This is a genomic window from Bacillus niameyensis (assembly GCF_001375535.1).
In the GTDB taxonomy this organism is placed as follows: Bacteria; Bacillota; Bacilli; order Bacillales; family Bacillaceae_C; genus Lederbergia; species Lederbergia niameyensis.
The window spans coordinates 2,705,828-2,722,429 of record NZ_LN831197.1 but is presented as its reverse complement, the minus strand read 5'-3'; the positions used below and the strand labels follow the sequence as shown (position 1 = coordinate 2,722,429).

At 37.6% G+C, this 16,602-nt stretch carries 17 protein-coding genes and 1 other annotated feature; of the genes, 10 read left to right on the top strand and 7 right to left on the bottom strand.

Annotated elements, in window-relative coordinates; genetic code table 11:
* Positions 1–27 precede the first annotated feature (27 nt).
* The 3 genes from BN1243_RS12800 to BN1243_RS12790 are packed head-to-tail and all read left to right on the top strand — an operon-like array spanning position 28 to position 1,961.
* Positions 28–612 (top strand): histidine phosphatase family protein, encoded by a 585-nt coding sequence (locus BN1243_RS12800; RefSeq protein ID WP_062107393.1) that lies wholly within the window; start codon positions 28–30, stop codon positions 610–612.
* 37 nt (positions 613–649) lie between these two features.
* Positions 650–1,369, top strand: coding sequence for a class I SAM-dependent methyltransferase (locus tag BN1243_RS12795; protein ID WP_062110612.1), 720 nt, complete (start codon positions 650–652; stop codon positions 1,367–1,369).
* A gap of 34 nt (positions 1,370–1,403) precedes the next feature.
* On the top strand, positions 1,404–1,961 hold the full coding sequence (locus BN1243_RS12790; RefSeq protein WP_062107392.1) for a GNAT family N-acetyltransferase: 558 nt from the start codon (positions 1,404–1,406) through the stop codon (positions 1,959–1,961).
* Between the two features lie 32 nt (positions 1,962–1,993).
* Here BN1243_RS12790 and BN1243_RS12785 read toward each other — a convergent pair whose 3' ends face one another.
* The 3 genes from BN1243_RS12785 to BN1243_RS12775 all read right to left on the bottom strand — a co-directional run bounded on the left by BN1243_RS12785 (position 1,994) and on the right by BN1243_RS12775 (position 4,169).
* Complete coding sequence (locus tag BN1243_RS12785) at positions 1,994–3,016, bottom strand: DUF4179 domain-containing protein (RefSeq protein ID WP_062107389.1); 1,023 nt, start codon at positions 3,014–3,016, stop codon at positions 1,994–1,996.
* On the bottom strand, positions 3,013–3,585 hold the full coding sequence (locus BN1243_RS12780; RefSeq protein WP_230200198.1) for a sigma-70 family RNA polymerase sigma factor: 573 nt from the start codon (positions 3,583–3,585) through the stop codon (positions 3,013–3,015). Before BN1243_RS12780 ends, BN1243_RS12785 begins: the two co-directional genes overlap by 4 nt.
* 110 nt (positions 3,586–3,695) lie before the next feature.
* Entirely contained in the window at positions 3,696–4,169 is a 474-nt protein-coding gene (locus BN1243_RS12775; protein WP_230200197.1) for an SRPBCC domain-containing protein, read from the bottom strand.
* Between the two features lie 128 nt (positions 4,170–4,297).
* Positions 4,298–4,546 (top strand) — a binding site (T-box leader).
* Positions 4,547–4,588: 42 nt separating this feature from the next.
* On the opposite strand from BN1243_RS12775, the gene BN1243_RS12770 reads away from it, so the two are divergent.
* Complete coding sequence (locus BN1243_RS12770; protein ID WP_062107386.1) at positions 4,589–5,584, top strand: tryptophan--tRNA ligase; 996 nt, start codon at positions 4,589–4,591, stop codon at positions 5,582–5,584.
* A gap of 12 nt (positions 5,585–5,596) precedes the next feature.
* Here the strand turns inward: BN1243_RS12770 and BN1243_RS12765 are convergent, their stop codons facing one another.
* Positions 5,597–6,427, bottom strand: coding sequence for a TetR/AcrR family transcriptional regulator (locus BN1243_RS12765; protein WP_062107384.1), 831 nt, complete (start codon positions 6,425–6,427; stop codon positions 5,597–5,599).
* 99 nt (positions 6,428–6,526) lie between these two features.
* Here BN1243_RS12765 and BN1243_RS12760 point away from each other — a divergent pair, with 99 nt between their 5' ends.
* Positions 6,527–9,610, top strand: a complete 3,084-nt coding sequence (locus tag BN1243_RS12760) for an efflux RND transporter permease subunit (protein WP_062107381.1) — start codon at positions 6,527–6,529, stop codon at positions 9,608–9,610.
* A gap of 99 nt (positions 9,611–9,709) precedes the next feature.
* Entirely contained in the window at positions 9,710–10,402 is a 693-nt protein-coding gene (locus tag BN1243_RS12755; protein ID WP_062107380.1) for an AIM24 family protein, read from the top strand.
* 8 nt (positions 10,403–10,410) lie between these two features.
* Here BN1243_RS12755 and BN1243_RS22670 read toward each other — a convergent pair whose 3' ends face one another.
* The 3 genes from BN1243_RS22670 to BN1243_RS12740 form a co-directional block, all read right to left on the bottom strand.
* Positions 10,411–10,977 (bottom strand): hypothetical protein, encoded by a 567-nt coding sequence (locus BN1243_RS22670; RefSeq protein ID WP_062107377.1) that lies wholly within the window; start codon positions 10,975–10,977, stop codon positions 10,411–10,413.
* Between the two features lie 762 nt (positions 10,978–11,739).
* Positions 11,740–12,162: a nuclease-related domain-containing protein gene (locus BN1243_RS21795; RefSeq protein WP_062107376.1), complete on the bottom strand. Its 423-nt coding sequence runs from the start codon at positions 12,160–12,162 to the stop codon at positions 11,740–11,742.
* A 126-nt stretch (positions 12,163–12,288) separates the two neighbouring features.
* Positions 12,289–13,977, bottom strand: coding sequence for a methyl-accepting chemotaxis protein (locus tag BN1243_RS12740; protein ID WP_062107371.1), 1,689 nt, complete (start codon positions 13,975–13,977; stop codon positions 12,289–12,291).
* A gap of 194 nt (positions 13,978–14,171) precedes the next feature.
* Here BN1243_RS12740 and BN1243_RS12735 point away from each other — a divergent pair, with 194 nt between their 5' ends.
* From BN1243_RS12735 to BN1243_RS12720, 4 genes are read left to right on the top strand one after another with little or no spacing between them, the layout of a single operon-like run.
* Complete coding sequence (locus tag BN1243_RS12735; protein WP_062107368.1) at positions 14,172–14,582, top strand: DUF6220 domain-containing protein; 411 nt, start codon at positions 14,172–14,174, stop codon at positions 14,580–14,582.
* Positions 14,579–14,776, top strand: a complete 198-nt coding sequence (locus tag BN1243_RS12730) for a DUF5957 family protein (RefSeq protein WP_062107366.1) — start codon at positions 14,579–14,581, stop codon at positions 14,774–14,776. The genes BN1243_RS12735 and BN1243_RS12730 overlap by 4 nt, the downstream gene beginning before the upstream one ends.
* 11 nt (positions 14,777–14,787) lie before the next feature.
* Positions 14,788–15,885 carry a sensor histidine kinase gene (locus BN1243_RS12725; RefSeq protein WP_230200196.1) on the top strand — a complete coding sequence of 366 codons (1,098 nt, stop codon included), beginning with the start codon at positions 14,788–14,790 and terminating at the stop codon, positions 15,883–15,885.
* A complete protein-coding gene (locus BN1243_RS12720) occupies positions 15,882–16,568 on the top strand; it encodes a response regulator transcription factor (protein ID WP_062107363.1) in 687 nt (228 codons plus the stop codon). Before BN1243_RS12725 ends, BN1243_RS12720 begins: the two co-directional genes overlap by 4 nt.
* Positions 16,569–16,602 lie beyond the last annotated feature (34 nt).

Sequence of the window (16,602 nt, the reverse complement as noted above, 5' to 3'; positions counted from 1 at the left end):
TATATAAAAGGAAAAGGGGTTTTCAAAATAACGACGATTTGTATTATTAGACATGGGGAAACGGATTGGAATGCTTTAGGGAAAGTACAAGGGAAAACAGATATACCTTTAAATGCAACAGGATTGCAACAAGCAAGGGAATGTAGAGATATTTTACAAGGCTCTAACTGGGATTTAATTATAACTAGTCCTTTAAAAAGGGCAAAACGCACAGCAGAAGTTATAAACGAAGGATTGCATCTTCCATTGATGGTAATGGAAGATTTTATTGAAAGGTCATATGGAGATGCTGAAGGGATGACAGCAGAAGAGAGAAACACGGCTTTTCCTAATAAACAAATTCCAAATCAAGAGGATAGAGAGTCACTGAATCAGCGTGTGATGGCTGGTCTTGAAAAGATTCACCAACAAGTTCCAAACGGAAATGTCATACTTGTAGCCCATGGTGCTGTAATTAATTCTATTTTGGCGATTTTATCAGAAAAAGAAATTGGTTCGGGGAAGACTAGACTGATCAATGGTGGTATAAGTACTGTTCAATTTCTTGAAGGTAAATGGGGGATAAAGGACTTTAATCAAGTTGGCCATCTCTCAAAATATAAAAATATGTAATTTGGGGGTGACCAGCATGGAAAAGGCTCTGATAGCATTGAATCGAGTTGAACATATTCGAAAAGAAGAGAAGAATTATCATGACCATTGCTATGATCAATATGAGTTGTTTAAAGAAGGATCTTGGTTACATAAACCTGTAAAAGCTGTGCTGGATTTAATTCCCTTCATCCAAAAGATAGATCAACCAAAAGTACTTGATTTAGGTTCTGGTGTCGGCAGAAATAGCATTCCGATCGCTCAAGCTATTAAAGACAATGGCGGACAAGTTGTTTGTGTAGATTTATTGGATTCGGCACTGGAAAAATTAATCGACTACAGCGAAACATATCAGGTTCGAGATGTTATTGAATCTGTAAAAGCTGATATAGGGGATTACCAAATAAAACCTAATGAATTTGATTTCATTATCGCTGTTTCGAGTTTGGAACATGTTGTTACAGAAGAAAAGTTTGAGAGAGTTATCCAACAAATGGCGGCAGGTACAAAGGTTAATGGAATCAATGGTTTGGTCGTCAATTCTGAAGTTGAAGAAATCGATCTGGATACTAATGAGAGTTTAAACGCCTTGATGGAAGTTAATCTTTCTACTGAAAAATTGTTAAACAAACTAAGAGCCATCTATAGGAACTGGGACATTTTACAAACAGAAGTGAAACGATTGGAATATACCATTAATCGTGGTGAAAAGCCTGTGTTGTTAAAAACAAAGGCAGTTACTTTTGTTGTGAAAAAAAGTGGGAGATCGGATAATTAAATACAAACTCATAGACAGCGAGGGAGTTACATAAATGAACTGGTTTGAAAAGTTAAATACTTATTTTCCGATTGGTGAAATGAAATTGCAATCACAATTTGAATCTCTGTTATCTGAAAAAGAAGATCTCTACTTTAAAGATGAGGGAGAATATCACATTGTTATGTATGCAGAGTTTGACTCATTCCTTTTTATTGATTTTTTATGGGTATCAGAAAAATCACGTGGGAAGGGGATTGGTCATCAATTAATGGAGAGGCTGAAGGCTAAAAATAAGCCGATTATTTTGGAAGTGGAAGAGATCAATCCAGAGGATTCTGACACGGAAAGACGGCTTCACTTTTATAACCGAGAAGGTTTTCGACATGCAACCTCCATCGTTTATCAATTTCAAGCCCTTGCGGCAAAAAGTGAAATGAGAATGGATATATTGTATTGGTCAAAGGAGGAAATAGAAGAAACTGAAATCTATAAAGCAATGAGAAAAGTATACGAGCAGATTCATTCGTATAAGGCCGAAAGATTTTATGGTTACATACCGAAGACTGTGGGTGAGGTAGTACGCATTCAAACGAAGAAAACCGTCCAATAAACATTAGACGGTTTTCTCGTATTTCTTCGCCGCTACTTCAACTCAATCTCAATTGGATCCATAAGCACTTTTTCGTGGCCCTTTCCTTGAAGAAGGCTAAGAATGGCTGTTGGCTGAATGATAAGTTTTCTTGCATTTTTGTGAAGAGGCTCAAAAGTGGTAGTCCCGTAAAGGATTTTCCCGTTATCGTAGGACACTCCGCCCCCACCTTCACCATGCGCATATACATTCCCTAAGTCATCTCTAATTTCAAAGACGGGTGAAACTTCTGGCCAATTTTCAGCGATGGATTCATTGATCGTTTGTTCATATTGTATGATTGTTGACACATTTGTTTGTTCGATAGAGCGTATGACAAGTGTTATCCCTTCCGTAGTCGTAGCCTCGTTCATTAATAGTTTCTCACCATTAACTCTTGTGAGCGCAAAGTCAAATGACCAATCTCCTTCAAAAAGCGTATTCCCATCGTAATCTGTAAACGCTGTTGGCTTCCAAGTAATTTGTACGGTTTCCGGTTCAGCTTCATTTTTCTTAAACATGGGGGTAAAGCTGCTAACTCCTACATAACGCGTGTCACCTATTTTTTCTATTTTTGAAGTGCTTCCCATTCCATATGCCCCTACGACATCAAATTCGAAGGGAGGTCGGAACTTAATATCTTCCTCGAATTCTTTTGCTGTTTCAAGCGCATAAGAGACAGTAATGGTCGTTCCATCATAGACTGCCTGATCAATCATAATAGTCGTTCCGTTACTTGTTTCTGATAGGCCAATTTCTGTTGAAAATTCATCGAAATGCTTGTATCCTTCGAAATAACTAATAACGTTTTGCATAAATGGAATTTGCGAAGCAACAGATGGAAAAGTGTATCCGAGTGTAATCGTACTGCCAACAACTATGACTACTGCAGCAGCAATGTTCCGCCAGACCATAGTTTTTTTACGTTTACTCTTTTGGAGTACATGTTGTTTGACCTTTGCCTTTTCAAATGGGGAAACATCAACAGGCTCAATTGTGTCTATATCTAAATTAGCCAAATCTTTATACTTCGTCATACAAATCGCTCCTTCAATTGAATGTTGGCTGCCAACTTTTTCTTGCCACGGTATAAACGGTTATCAACAGCTGCTTTTGTTATTCCGAGTGCATCTGCCACTTCACTATTTGAAAGCTCCAAGTAATATTTCATCATAAAGATTTCACGGTCCAATTTATCTAATTTACTGATTGCGAATAACAGCTCATTTTTCTCTTCTGTCTTTAATATTTGTGCTTGGATGTCTTCATTCTGTGCCACTGTTTCTAAAGCAACTGGATTTTTTTCTCTTTCATGCTGTTTATCTAATTGGCGATACAAATCAATAGCCTTGTATTTTGTGATCATTCCGATCCACTTTTTGAAATCCGCCTCGTCACCTTTAAATTGATGTGCATTTTGCCAGACGGATAAAAATACATCGTTCACACATTCATCGACTGCACACATGTTATGCTGAGATAAAATCTTTATCGCGATAGCTTTCACAAAAGGCATGTATGTATCGATAATAAATTCTAAAGCATCTTCTTTTTGTTTCTTAAGTCGAACAATAAAATTAGTGGTGGACTTTTCCAAATATGCCACTCCTTTCTCATCTAATGAAAAGCCTCTTCATTTAATACAACGAAGCAAACGAGATATTATTCTCAAGATCATTTAAAAAAGCAGCAACTGCATCCTCAGTTGCTGCTTACTTAATAATCCTCTACCTCATTTTCAACATATTCGATTAATCGTTTATATTGCTCTTCGTAAAATATCTTGCCAGCCCAGGCGAACATTTTTGTGGATAGTTTATAAAATAGATTACTTGGTATAATACTAGATTCAACGATGAGCCGTGTTTGCGTATGCTCCCTTGATAAAAGATATTTAGTAATACTAACCCCTTCTTTTGTAGTTGAATGAATAATGATTTTATGGGGAGCTTCATATTCAACGAGCACAGAATCAACCGTAATCGTTTTTTTCTCAATCATTTGAACGGTTTTAAACTTTGTCCCAGGCTTGCATTGAATCCGATCTTCTTCGTTTTCATAAACATTCTCGATTAATAGCGTATTCCAAAGTTTTATCTTTTCATCATCATCAACATAATCAAAAACAACATCAATGGGGGCATTGATCAACTCATCAAATCGAAAAACTAACATTTCCTTTTTCATCATAAAACCTCTGTCTTCCTCAGTATGATGATCAAATTATATCAGGTTTTCACTATGAAAACTCCTTATTTTTGTTATCTTTCAGACATCTTGACCTTTGGATAACTATCCTTTAAAATGAATCCAATATATTTTAAGCGATGAGGAAGAAGAGTAAGTTTTATGAACGCTGCAGAGAGCTGATGGTTGGTGAAAATCAGTGCGGAATTATGACTGAATGGGCTTCTGAGCTTCTGAACTGAAATGGGTAGTAAGTTTGGCGGATAGTCTTACCGTTAAAAAGAGACGAAGTATCGAAACGAGCTTTTGTTTCTGTACGGATTAAGCGCGTTTACAAAGTAAACGAATAAAGGTGGCACCACGGGTTACTCGTCCTTTCTTGGATGAGTAGCCCTTTTTTGCATTTCAAGGGAGGTTGCAAAATGGAAAAGACGATTTTAACAGGAATTAAACCAACCGGACAAATTCATGTTGGGAATTATGTGGGGGCGATCAAGCCTGCTTTGGAACTAGCTAAAGTTCCAGAATATGAAGCTGCCTATTTTATCGCAGACTATCACGGATTAACAAAAATTCATGATGCTAAAGAGTTTCGCCAGTTATCCTATGGAATTGCTGCGACTTGGTTAGCACTCGGCCTTGATCCGGAGAAAGTTATCTTTTATCGCCAATCCGATGTTCCTGAAATATTTGAATTGAACTGGATTTTGGGTTGCTTTTCGTCCAAAGGGTTAATGAATCGAGCACATGCTTATAAAGCGATAGTAGATCAGAACAAAAGTCAGGAAAGAGACGTAGATTATGGTGTGAATATGGGATTATTTAATTATCCGATTTTAATGACTGCTGATATTCTAATGTTTAAGACTGACGTCGTTCCTGTTGGTAAGGATCAAATTCAACATGTGGAAATCGCCAGGGATATTGCTGAAAGTTTTAATAAAAATTATGGTGAAACTTTCGTCTTACCCGAGTACAAAATTCAAGAAGATACCGCTGTTCTACCAGGATTAGACGGTCGGAAGATGAGTAAGAGCTATAATAATACGATCCCATTATTTGTGGAAGAGAAGAAATTACAAAAATTGATAAATAAAATTAAAACAGATTCCTTGCCGCCAGAAGCGTCGAAGGATCCCGATGCTTCCGTGCTATTTATGATTTATAAAGAATTTGCTACCCCGTTAGAAGTAGAAAAGATGAAGGAGCAGTTTGTAAGTGGGATTGGTTGGGGTGATGTAAAAAGGGAGCTATTCCATGTCATGAATCGATACCTCGAACAACCGCGGGAGAAATATAATGAGCTTATGGCAGCCCCTGAAAAATTGGATGAGATATTAAAAGTTGGGGCAGAAACAGCAAGATCAATAAGCAGTCAGTTTTTAAAAGAGATTAAACAAAAAATTGGAATACAATGAATCCAAATGGATTCATTGTATTCCATAATAATTTCGAAGTAAATATGCAATCCATTTACAATGTGGATGGATACGAATATTTTCTATTAAACCATTTACAATAGCTGGACTATACGTAGGATTTTGTAAGTGCTCTTCAAGTAGAATCAATGAATCTTTCTCAATCGATTCATCCATTTCCGCCATCCGTTGTTGAAGGATCTCTAGTAATTCCTTCTGTGTTACTTCATTTTTTGTGCACTCTAACATGTTGTGGTTCTCTCGTGATACGAATGGAATTGTCACATGCTTAGCAAGTAAATTCGTTTTTTCAACAAGAGATTGAGTAAGAAGATCGAAGTCAACATTAACGCTATTGAATAATAGTATCTCCGCATACATTTTCATAAATCCTTTTATACTATAAACCAAGTCATACTTTGTTTCCTCAACACTATCTCCATATAAACGTTCGATTAATGTTAAAATGAGTTTCCCATGGTGTAGGTCGTATTCATGCATTTTTTTAAACAGATCTTGATTAAATGATTGCGTTTGTTCCTTCATAAAGATTCTGGCGAAATCTGAATGCTGATGAAAAAAATGATAAGTTGCCTTATAAAATTCATACAAAAGTTGTTTTTTGTTCGTATTTCTGACTATATAGTCAATATCTGTAGTGATTTGCATCATAAAGTGATCAATTAAGGCTAGGATTAGCTCATCCTTTGATTTAAATGAGAGGTAAAAAGCACCTTTAGAAATTCCGCAATGTTCGGTTATCTGCTGAACGGATGTTGATTCAAACCCTTGTTTTGCAAAAAGTTCCAATGCTTTGTCCATAATTAATTGTTTTTTAACCATATTATTTATTCTCTCCTATGGTCTATTGTTGACAATTGACTGATTGGTCATTATTATAAGAGAATAAACTTTAAAAGTCAATTAAGGGTAGGTGTAATAGTGAAAGGCTTAGTTAATTTTGTGTTGAAAAATAAATTAGCCGTTTGGTTATTAACGATTATTGTAGTAGTGTTCGGTATTTATTCTGGTTCAAAGATGAAGACGGAGACGATTCCGGATATTTCAATTCCTTATTTAATGGTTATGGATGTTTATCCTGGAGCAACTCCTGAAAAGGTCATGGAAGAAGTATCTATGCCTTTAGAGAAGAAAATTGAAAACTTGAAAAATGTTAAGGCCGTATACTCTAATTCTAGTGCTAATGTTGCTATGATTCAAGTTGAATATGATTACGGAATTGATATGGATGAGGCAAATCGGGAATTAAGATCTGCCTTAGATACTGTGACATTACCGGATGATGCTCAGGATCCGCAAATTACAGAGATTAATATGAATATGATGCCTGTTGTCGCACTAAGTGTCAGCAGTACAACAGAGGATATCGTCGAACTAACGTCAACAGTTGAAGATATTTTACTTCCTAAAATTGAGAAAATCGACGGCGTTGCATCTGCTACGATTACTGGTCAGCATATTGAAGAAGTAGATCTAATCTATGATGAAGAAAAGATGGCAGCCCTTGGTTTAACAGAAGATACAGTTAAACAAATGATTCAAGCAAGTAATATGGCAGTTTCATTAGGCCTTTATGAGTTTGAAGAAGGTGAACAAGCTGTTGCAGTTGACGGAAAGTTCATGACTGCTGATGAGTTAAAGAACATGCTTATCCCAGTTACACCTTCGGAAACTAACCCATCTCCATTTGTTAAGCTTAGCGATATTGCAAAAATAGATGTAGTTGGTAAAGTAGAATCCGTTTCTCGAACAAATGGGAAAGATGCCATTGCGATTCAAATAGTAAAAGGCCAAGAAGCAAATACAGTTGACGTTGTTAATAAGGTGAAGGATTTAATTAAAGAAGAACAGAAGAAGATTGATGGAATCGTCATCGATGTTTCCCTTGACCAAGGTGAACCAATTGAGCAATCCGTTGCTACGATGATTGAAAAAGCCCTTTTTGGCGGATTAATTGCTGTATTAATCATTCTATTGTTCTTACGTGACTTTAAATCTACTATTATTTCAATAGTTTCTATTCCAGTTTCGATTTTTATGGCCATGTTGCTTTTACACTGGATGGATATTACATTGAACTTAATGACGCTTGGAGCAATTACAGTTGCGATCGGGCGGGTTATTGATGACTCCATAGTCGTCGTAGAGAATATTTATCGACGCTTGCATTTAAAAGATGAGAAATTAACAGGTCGTGCCCTGATTAGAGAGGCAACGATTGAGATGTTCAAGCCTATAATGTCATCTACATTAGTAACAGTTGCCGTTTTTGCACCGCTTGTTTTTGTAGGTGGTATGGTCGGTGAATTATTTGTACCGTTTGCTTTAACGATGACATTTGCACTTGGCGCATCTTTAGTTGTCGCCATTACAATTGTACCAGCTTTATCTCACTTCCTTTTCAAGAAAAAATTATATGGAAAGAAATCAGAAAGCCGTCATAAAGAAGGCGGGAAATTAGCAAATTGGTATAAAGGCATTCTGAACTGGACGCTTAACCATAAAGCTATTACATCGATCATTTCGATCGTTTTGTTACTTGGTAGTTTGTTGTTGACTCCACTGATCGGATTTAGTTTCTTAGGTAGTGAAGAAGAAAAAGTCATGTACTTAACGTACACACCTGCTACGGGAGAACTACAAGAAGATACACAGGCCAATATTGAAGTTGTCGAACAAGAACTATTAAAACGTGATGATATTGATACTCTTCAATTATCGATAACTAATAGCGGCGACCCGATGGCGGCAATGATGGGTGGCGGATCAAATGGGGCTTTAATGTACCTTATCTTTGATCCAGATATGAAAGACTTCCCAGAAGTTCGTAAGGAAATAGAAGACTATGTGTTTAATATCGGTCAATCTGGTGAATGGAAGAGTCAAAACTTCTCCTCTATGGGATTCTCTTCAAACGAAGTTAGTTACTCTTTCTACAGTGAAGATTTAGATAAACTAAACGAATCAATTAAGATGGCAGAAGATGCATTGAAAGAAAATAGTCATTTAGAAGACGTTTCTTCTACTGCGGAAGATGCCTATGTTGAATATACATTCAATGTAAAACAAGATGAGTTACTGCAATATGGCTTAACAACGGGGCAAATCGTTATGATGTTAAGCCCGCAAACGACAAAAGAAGTATTAACAACTGTTGAAAAAGATGGAGATACACTAGATGTGATTGTTCAGCAAGAGCAAGCAGAACAACCGAAATCCATCGATGACATTTTAGCAACTGAAGTTCAGACTGCAGCTGGACCGATGCCTCTATCAGAGCTCGTTACAGTTAAAGAAGGAACGACATTAAACACTCTTGCGCGCAGTAAAGGTGAATACTACGCAACCGTAACAGCAACGATTAAAAGTAAAGATATTTCAAAAGCAACGTCTGAAGCAGACAAAGCAATGGATAAATTAGATCTACCAAAAGGTGTAACACATGACGTTGGCGGTGTTGCGGCAGATATGACTGAAACCTTTACTCAGCTTGGCGTCGCCATGATTGCAGCGGTTGCAATCGTCTACTTTATCCTTGTCGTCACGTTTGGTGAAGGGGTAGCACCATTCTCTATTCTCTTCTCGCTACCGTTTGCTGTAATTGGTGCGTTTGTTGGATTGTTTATAGCAGGGGAAACTATTTCGGTTTCCGTCATGATGGGTCTGTTAATGTTAATCGGGATTATTGTCACGAATGCCATTGTATTAGTAGACCGAATTGTACGAATGGAACATAGCGGAATGGGCATGCGCGAAGCTATTTTAGAAGCTGGAGCAACCCGCTTACGTCCAATCTTGATGACAGCTATTGCAACGATTGGTGCATTAATTCCGCTAGCTATTGGAGCTGAAGGCGGCGGTGGATTAATTTCTAAAGGGCTAGCTATTTCCGTAATTGGCGGATTAGCAAGTTCTACCCTATTAACATTAATCATTGTACCGATTGTGTATGAAATTTTATCTAAGCTATTTAAGAAAAATCGTAAAGATGTAGAAGAAAACTAGTAGGAAATCCCCGCGAGCGAAATTGCGGGGATTTCTTTTTTAAAAGGATAATGAAAGTTCTTCGCGTATATAAATAGGATAGAAAGGAAGTGTGTGAAATTGACGAAATACTCAATTGAAGAGTTTTTAAAACAGACGGAGCAAGAAGATAAGGGACAAGGTTTATTTGAATTAGAGACTCCAAGAATGCTGGAGGTCAATCTTGAAGAACAAGTTTGGGCAAAAGCAGGATCAATGGTTGCTTATGAAGGGAAAATTAAATTTGAACGTGAAGGCCTATTGGAGCACGGGCTTGGAAAGACATTTAAAAAAGCATTGACTGGTGAAGGTGCATCGCTAATGAAGGCCACCGGTAGAGGGAAACTATATTTAGCAGATGCCGGCAAAAAGGTGATCATTCTTCATTTACAAAATGATGTTATATTTGTTAACGGCAATGACCTTCTTGCTTTTGAACCAAGCATAAAATGGGATATAAAACTAATGAAGCGTGTTGCGGGAATGATGGCTGGCGGCTTATTTAATGTAAGATGCGAAGGGGCTGGTATGATCGCAATAACGACTCATTACGAACCGCTCACTCTGAGGGTCACTCCGGGAAAACCGATTATAACAGACCCAAACGCGACAGTAGCATGGTCTGGAACGTTGGAGCCGAAAATTCAAACAGACATTTCATTTAAAACATTTTTAGGACGAGGAAGCGGTGAGTCCATCCAGATGAAATTCGAAGGAGAAGGCTTTGTTGTTGTTCAACCATATGAAGAGGTTCGGATGAACCCGGGGCAGTAAAGGGGGAGTTAAATAGTATAATAGAATGCTTCTATTCGACCGGAGAAAGGAAACCCTCGTACAACGGTCGAATAGGGCGCTTCTATTCTCCCGAAGAAGGGAAACCCTCGTACAGCGGTCGAATAGGAAGCTTCTATTCTCCCGAAGGAAGGAAAACCCCATGCAACGGTCGAATAGGAAGCTTCTATTCTCCCGAAGGAAGGAAAACCCCATGCAACGGTCGAATAGGAAGCTTCTATTCTCCCGAAGGAAGGAAAACCCCATGCAACGGTCGAATAGGATACTTCTATTCTCCCGAAGAAGGGAAACCCTTGTGTAACGGTCGAATAGGAAGCTTCTATTCTCCCGAAGAAGGGAAACCCTCGTACAACGGTCGAATAGGGCGCTTCTATTCTCCCGAAGAAGGGAAACCCTCGTACAACGGTCGAATAGGGCGCTTCTATTCTCCCGAAGAAGGGAAACCCTCGTACAGCGGTCGAATAGGAAGCTTCTATTCTCCCGAAGAAGGGAAACCCTTGTGCAACGGTCGAATAGGAAGCTTCTATTCTCCCGAAGGAAGGGAAACCCTCGTACAACGGTCGAATAGGAAGCTTCTATTCTCCCGAAGGAAGAGGAAACTCCAACAACGGTCGAATAGAACACCTCGATTCTACTCAAAAAGGAGAAACCCGAATAACCGCTGAAAAAGCGATTTTCCTCCCATCAAAAGAGCTTCTCCCATTTGACTTCTCTGGAAACTATTAACGGTAAATCGGCTGCAAGTTCTTTAATTCCTACTAAAACTGCACCCCATTTACATTTCTCTGTCTAAGTTAATGTCAAAAATATGCTCCACCCCCTTAATTAATTGATTGAATCGACATAATATGTGTGTCTGAACTTTCCTTTTACAATGAAGTTTGTGCGTAAAATTCTGCTTATTATTTTTTGAGACACAATTTCACCACACCACTTATGTATCTCGCTAGTTGTCATTCTTTTTTTCGGAAAAAGTAACTGATATTCCTTAATACTTCTTAAGACTGATGTATCAACTTTCTCCATATGGTCGCATTGCTTACAAATAATGCCTCTGCCAGATAAGGTAGTTATCAAAGAGCGACACAATCCACACACAATCCCCTTTCTCAATTGATCAAAGGTATAGTCGGGTACTCGGCTGTAAGGGGAGTCGGGTATATGATCCGTAGCGAGTTTTTCAGCAAGTTTCTGGTGTCGATTATTCGTAGTTGATGAAATGGCACTCAACCTTTTCATAAAACGATTAAGTTGTGTTGGAAGAATAATAGGCAAGTCTAAGGGAGCTTGGAATAAGGTAAATTCGGGATGTACAAAGACTACGGAACCTTTAACGGGAGAGTAAATCCATATTTTTGGAGTAGTCTTTCAAGTAGGAGTACGGAGCGATTTAGCTGATGGACTGGATTTTTTATCTCTTTTCCGGCTCTTGTATACCAATTATCCGATTCTATATAATATTCACCTTCATTATTTTTCGGATCGAACAGGTAGATTGTATGCTGGGAAATCAATAAAGCATCAATTTGAAAAATCGAGTTATCCGATTCAAGAAGCAAATCGTAAAGAATAATCCAATCATTCGTTAAACTATCTAGCATAGTTGCAAATCTTTGTTCCCCTTCATGACCTTTCTCCAAATTAAAGTATTGTTGCTGATCCTCAGAAGAAAATTCCATTCGGGGGTTCAAACATCGCAGAATTTGTAGAACGGCTGATTCATGATAAGGTTTAAACGCCATTTTAAACCACCTTTCGCTATTTTTTTGCCCTTCCTATCAATATTATGAAAAGTCATGCATTTAATCAAGCGTATTAAAAAAATCAGGCGTCCCAATCGTATACGCCTGATTTATAGATTTCTATTCTCAAACTTTAAATCTGCCAATCACTTGCTGCAATTCCTCTGCCATTTGCGAAAGTGATTGGGCAGAAGCTGTGATTTCCTCCATGGATGCTAATTGTTCCTCAGTAGACGAAGAAACTTCTTGGGTGCTTGAGGAGGCTTCTTCTGCAATTTCTTTTACGAACTGCATTGATTGAACGATTTGCTCGGAGCCAGCAGCTAACTGTTGAACGGCGGCGGAAATTTCCTGAATTTGTGTGGTTACACTGTTAATAGAACTTTCAATTTGGGAAAATGATTTTCCTGCATCATGAACTACTTCAATTCCTGATACAACTTCTTTCGTAGCTCCCTCCATTGCGACAACTGATTTTTCGGTTTCCTCTTGAATCGCACTGATTAAGGAAGTAATTTGTTCGGCGGATTGTGCTGATAACGCAGCGAGCTTTCCCACTTCCTCCGCGACAACGGCAAATCCGCGCCCGTGTTCACCGGCTCTTGCCGCCTCAATGGCAGCATTTAAAGCGAGAAGATTAGTTTGTGCAGCAATCTCAGTAATCACTCCAGTAATTTGCCCAATTTCGTTTGAACGTTCACCAAGATTTTTTATGCTTTTACCTAATCCATTAACAGTTTGGCTTATGGATGTCATTTGCTCGATAGCTGTGCGAATAACGTGTCCACCTTCTTCTGCTTTTTCAAAAGTATCTATGGAAGATGATGAAACGGTTTGTGCACTGCTTGCGATTTGTTGAATACCTATTGAAATTTCGTTAATTGTTTGCGACGTTTCCACAATACTTTGGACTTCCTTGTCTACTCCTTTTGCAAGTTCTTGCATAGTCACAGTGATTTGTTCAGATGCTTGGCTTGATTGCTCAGCACTCGCTGTTAATTCTGCCGCTGACATAGTAACATGTTCAGCATTAAAACGGATCTGTTCTAAAAGGTGACGTACATTTTGAGACATTTTATTGAAGGAATAAGCTAATTTGCCGATTTCATCATTACTTTTTACGGTTAGTTCCTTTTCAGTAAGATCGCCTTCCGCCATTTTTTCCGCCGATTTTGCCATGACTACTAACGGTTTTGAAATAAGTCTCCCCATAAAGAGTGCTACAGCTATTCCTATAAAAATAGCTGAAATCCCTAAGATTAGCATGATTTGTTTAATTTGTTCTACTTTATGAGTTGTCTCTAAATCGCCATCATCCAATAATTTCTGTTGAAAAAGAGTAAGTTCATCTATCTTTTGATCGAAATCTTGGACGAGCTCGCTGCCTTGTATAACGAGTGTTGTCAAATCAGTCATATTATTTTGCTGAACGACTTCGATTTCTTTATTTCCTAACGCAAAGAAATCATCTTCAATCTTATCAATCGTATGAAGAAGTTCCAACGCTTCTTGATGGACGAAAATTTCATTTAAATCCGAACTTATTTGTTGATAGTTGTCATGAGCGTTTAAGAATTTTTGAATGTCAATATCATTTTTTGTTGATAGGTAACCGCGAATGGAATTTTGCTCCGTGATAATAGCAAGATTTAATTCTTTTATTTTTATTAACTTAGCAGCCTTATCATCGATTAAATCAGTATATGTACGATCAACTTTAGAAATCTGAATAAAACTTATAATAATAATCGCGGTTAAAATGACTAATATGGATAGAAAACTTAAAAGCAATTTCTTACTAATTGATACTTTCATGTGATGTCTCTCCTAAAGATGTGTATTTTCTCTCCCTATTATAAATCTGAAATGGCAAGCAACAATGTGATATTAATCACACATTTAAATGAAACGATCATTTAAGAATTTTTTAATATTTTCATAAGAGTGTATTTAGAATCGGTTTGTATGATGAAGAAAGAGTTCAATGAGAGGAAGGGGAAATATTAAAAATGAGATTTACAAGAATACAAATCGGAAGATGGATTTATTTTTGTTTAGCTTGTGTTTTTATAGCATGTATCTCTGCGCAAGTCTTATTAGCAGGACTGGCGACATTTGTTGGTGCAGAAAATTGGTTGAAGCACATGATGTTCGCGCATTTATTTGGGTTTAACATTCCGCTTATTATGCTTATTTTTGCGTTTGTTGGAAGGTTTCCACAATGGGGGTACTGGCAGCTTCTTGGGGTGTTCGTAACAATCTTTTTAATGTATTTTACCGCCAATATCACGGCACTTGTATCTTGGTTAGGAGCGATGCATCCCGTTATCGCCATCATTCTATTTGGCTTATCTTGGTCGATTGTCGTTAAATCATGGAAATTGCTTCACAAAAAGCGGGAAGTAGGTGAAAACTTATGAGAATATTTGTTGCTGTGTTAGTAGGATTAATTGGAGGATTTGTTCTCGGAATTGCCTTGTCTAGTGTAATCGGAATTGTGGGGATGTTATTATTAGATCAACCGCTTGGTATTAAGTATCTTTCCTTATTTACTGCTGCAATTGGTGCGGTTGTCGTTCCGATCATGGATCAAAAAAGTAGAAGAACTGCTTAGATTAGCTAGAGGTGGTCAGCTTGTCAATCAAAAAACGGTTACTGTTATCTAATATTGGAATGATTGTCATTCCATTTTTCAGCTTTTTTCTAGTAGAAATCATTCTCGGTTATTTCTTATTCGTTGTGTTTAACGGAAATCCTCAAGGAACCGACCTTAAAATATTTATAAGCCTTCGCTTCCTTGGGATTGCTTGTATTTTAGTTTTAACAAATGGGCTTCTTACTTATTTTGTTTCTAAAAGCATTATTACTCCGATCAAAAAATTATCTGAGGCAGCGCAAAAAATTAGTGCAGGGCAACTAGATTTTAAGATAGAGTCAACTGGAAAAGATGAATTAGGTCAACTCGCGAATACTTTTGAAAAGATGCGTTTAAATTTAAAAGAAGCCCAGAATGTACAGGAAAGATATGAACAAAATCGGAAGGCATTAGTAGCTAGTATTTCCCACGATTTAAAAACACCATTAACATCGATTAAAGGATATGTAAAAGGAATTCAGGAAGGGGTAGCAAGAACCCCTGCGCAATTAGAGCGATATCTCGATACGATTGATAAGAAGGCAACCGACATGGACGCCTTAATAGATGAGCTTTTTTTATATTCAAAATTAGATTTGGAAAGTGTGCCATTTCAAATCGAGGACATTGATCTATATTCCTTTTTTCAAGATTATATGGAAGAATTAACTTTTATTCTTGAAAAAGATCATGGAAAGGCCACCTTAAGTGCCCAAAAACAAGAAGTATATCATGTGAAAGCGGATCGGGAACAATTGAAGCGGGCGATTAGCAATATCATTCAAAATAGCTTGAAATACATGGATAAGACTCACAAAGAGATTAATGTTTCTTTAATTTCGTCTGAAGAAGAGGTTCGTGTTGAAATCTCCGATAATGGATCAGGTATAGAAAAGGAAAATCTACCTTTCATATTCGATGATTTTTACCGTACCGATACTTCAAGGAATTCTGAAACTGGAGGAAGCGGGCTTGGTCTTGCGATTGTAAAGAAGATCATTCATGCATCTGGTGGAAGGATTTGGGCGGAAAGTACGTTAGGAAAAGGAACGACTATAAACTTGACACTGAAGAAGGTGAAACAGTGAAAACAATCTTGATCATTGAGGACGAAGTTAGTATAGCAGAGTTAGAAAGAGATTACTTAGAAGTGAATGGTCTGGCTAGTGATATTGCCTTAACTAGTCAAGAAGGACTTCAAAAGGCTAAGACGAAGCGATATGATCTAATCTTGTTAGATTTAATGCTTCCCGGGATAGACGGTTTTGAATTATGTAAACAATTGAGGGAGACGCTTGACATTCCAATTTTAATGGTAACGGCTCGCAAAGAAGATATTGATAAAATTCGCGGGTTTGACCGTGGAGCAGATGATTATATTGTAAAACCATTTAATCCTAGTGAGCTTGTGGCAAGGGTGAAGGCTCATTTAGCAAGATATGAGCGGTTAGTCAGTCGCTACAAAGATCCTGATGAAATTCGGATTAAAGAACTAATGATTGAACGAGATTCACGACGTGTTCTCGTGAACGGCGAAGAGAAAATATTGACGGCTAAGGAGTTTGATCTGTTGTTTTTTCTAGCAACTAATCCGAATAGAGTTTTTAGCAAAGATGATTTATTTGAACGAATTTGGGGTTTAGATTCGATGGGGGATTTGACTACCGTAACAGTGCATATCCGAAAAATTAGAGAGAAAATCGAAAAGAACCCCTCTGGTCCAAAATATATCGAAACGATCTGGGGGGTAGGGTATCGATTTATAGACTAGTAATTTTTTATTATCCGAATCAGAAGTCAAACGT

Coding starts and splice junctions, on each gene's coding strand:
- BN1243_RS12790 (WP_062107392.1), top strand. CDS start 1,404: ATGAACTGGTTTGAAAAGTTAAATACTTATTTTCCGATTGGTGAAATG.
- BN1243_RS12730 (WP_062107366.1), top strand. CDS start 14,579: ATGAGAATATTTGTTGCTGTGTTAGTAGGATTAATTGGAGGATTTGTT.
- BN1243_RS21795 (WP_062107376.1), bottom strand. CDS start 12,162: ATGGCGTTTAAACCTTATCATGAATCAGCCGTTCTACAAATTCTGCGA.
- BN1243_RS12735 (WP_062107368.1), top strand. CDS start 14,172: ATGAGATTTACAAGAATACAAATCGGAAGATGGATTTATTTTTGTTTA.
- BN1243_RS12765 (WP_062107384.1), bottom strand. CDS start 6,427: ATGGTTAAAAAACAATTAATTATGGACAAAGCATTGGAACTTTTTGCA.
- BN1243_RS12785 (WP_062107389.1), bottom strand. CDS start 3,016: ATGACGAAGTATAAAGATTTGGCTAATTTAGATATAGACACAATTGAG.
- BN1243_RS12775 (WP_230200197.1), bottom strand. CDS start 4,169: ATGATGAAAAAGGAAATGTTAGTTTTTCGATTTGATGAGTTGATCAAT.
- BN1243_RS12740 (WP_062107371.1), bottom strand. CDS start 13,977: ATGAAAGTATCAATTAGTAAGAAATTGCTTTTAAGTTTTCTATCCATA.
- BN1243_RS12770 (WP_062107386.1), top strand. CDS start 4,589: ATGGAAAAGACGATTTTAACAGGAATTAAACCAACCGGACAAATTCAT.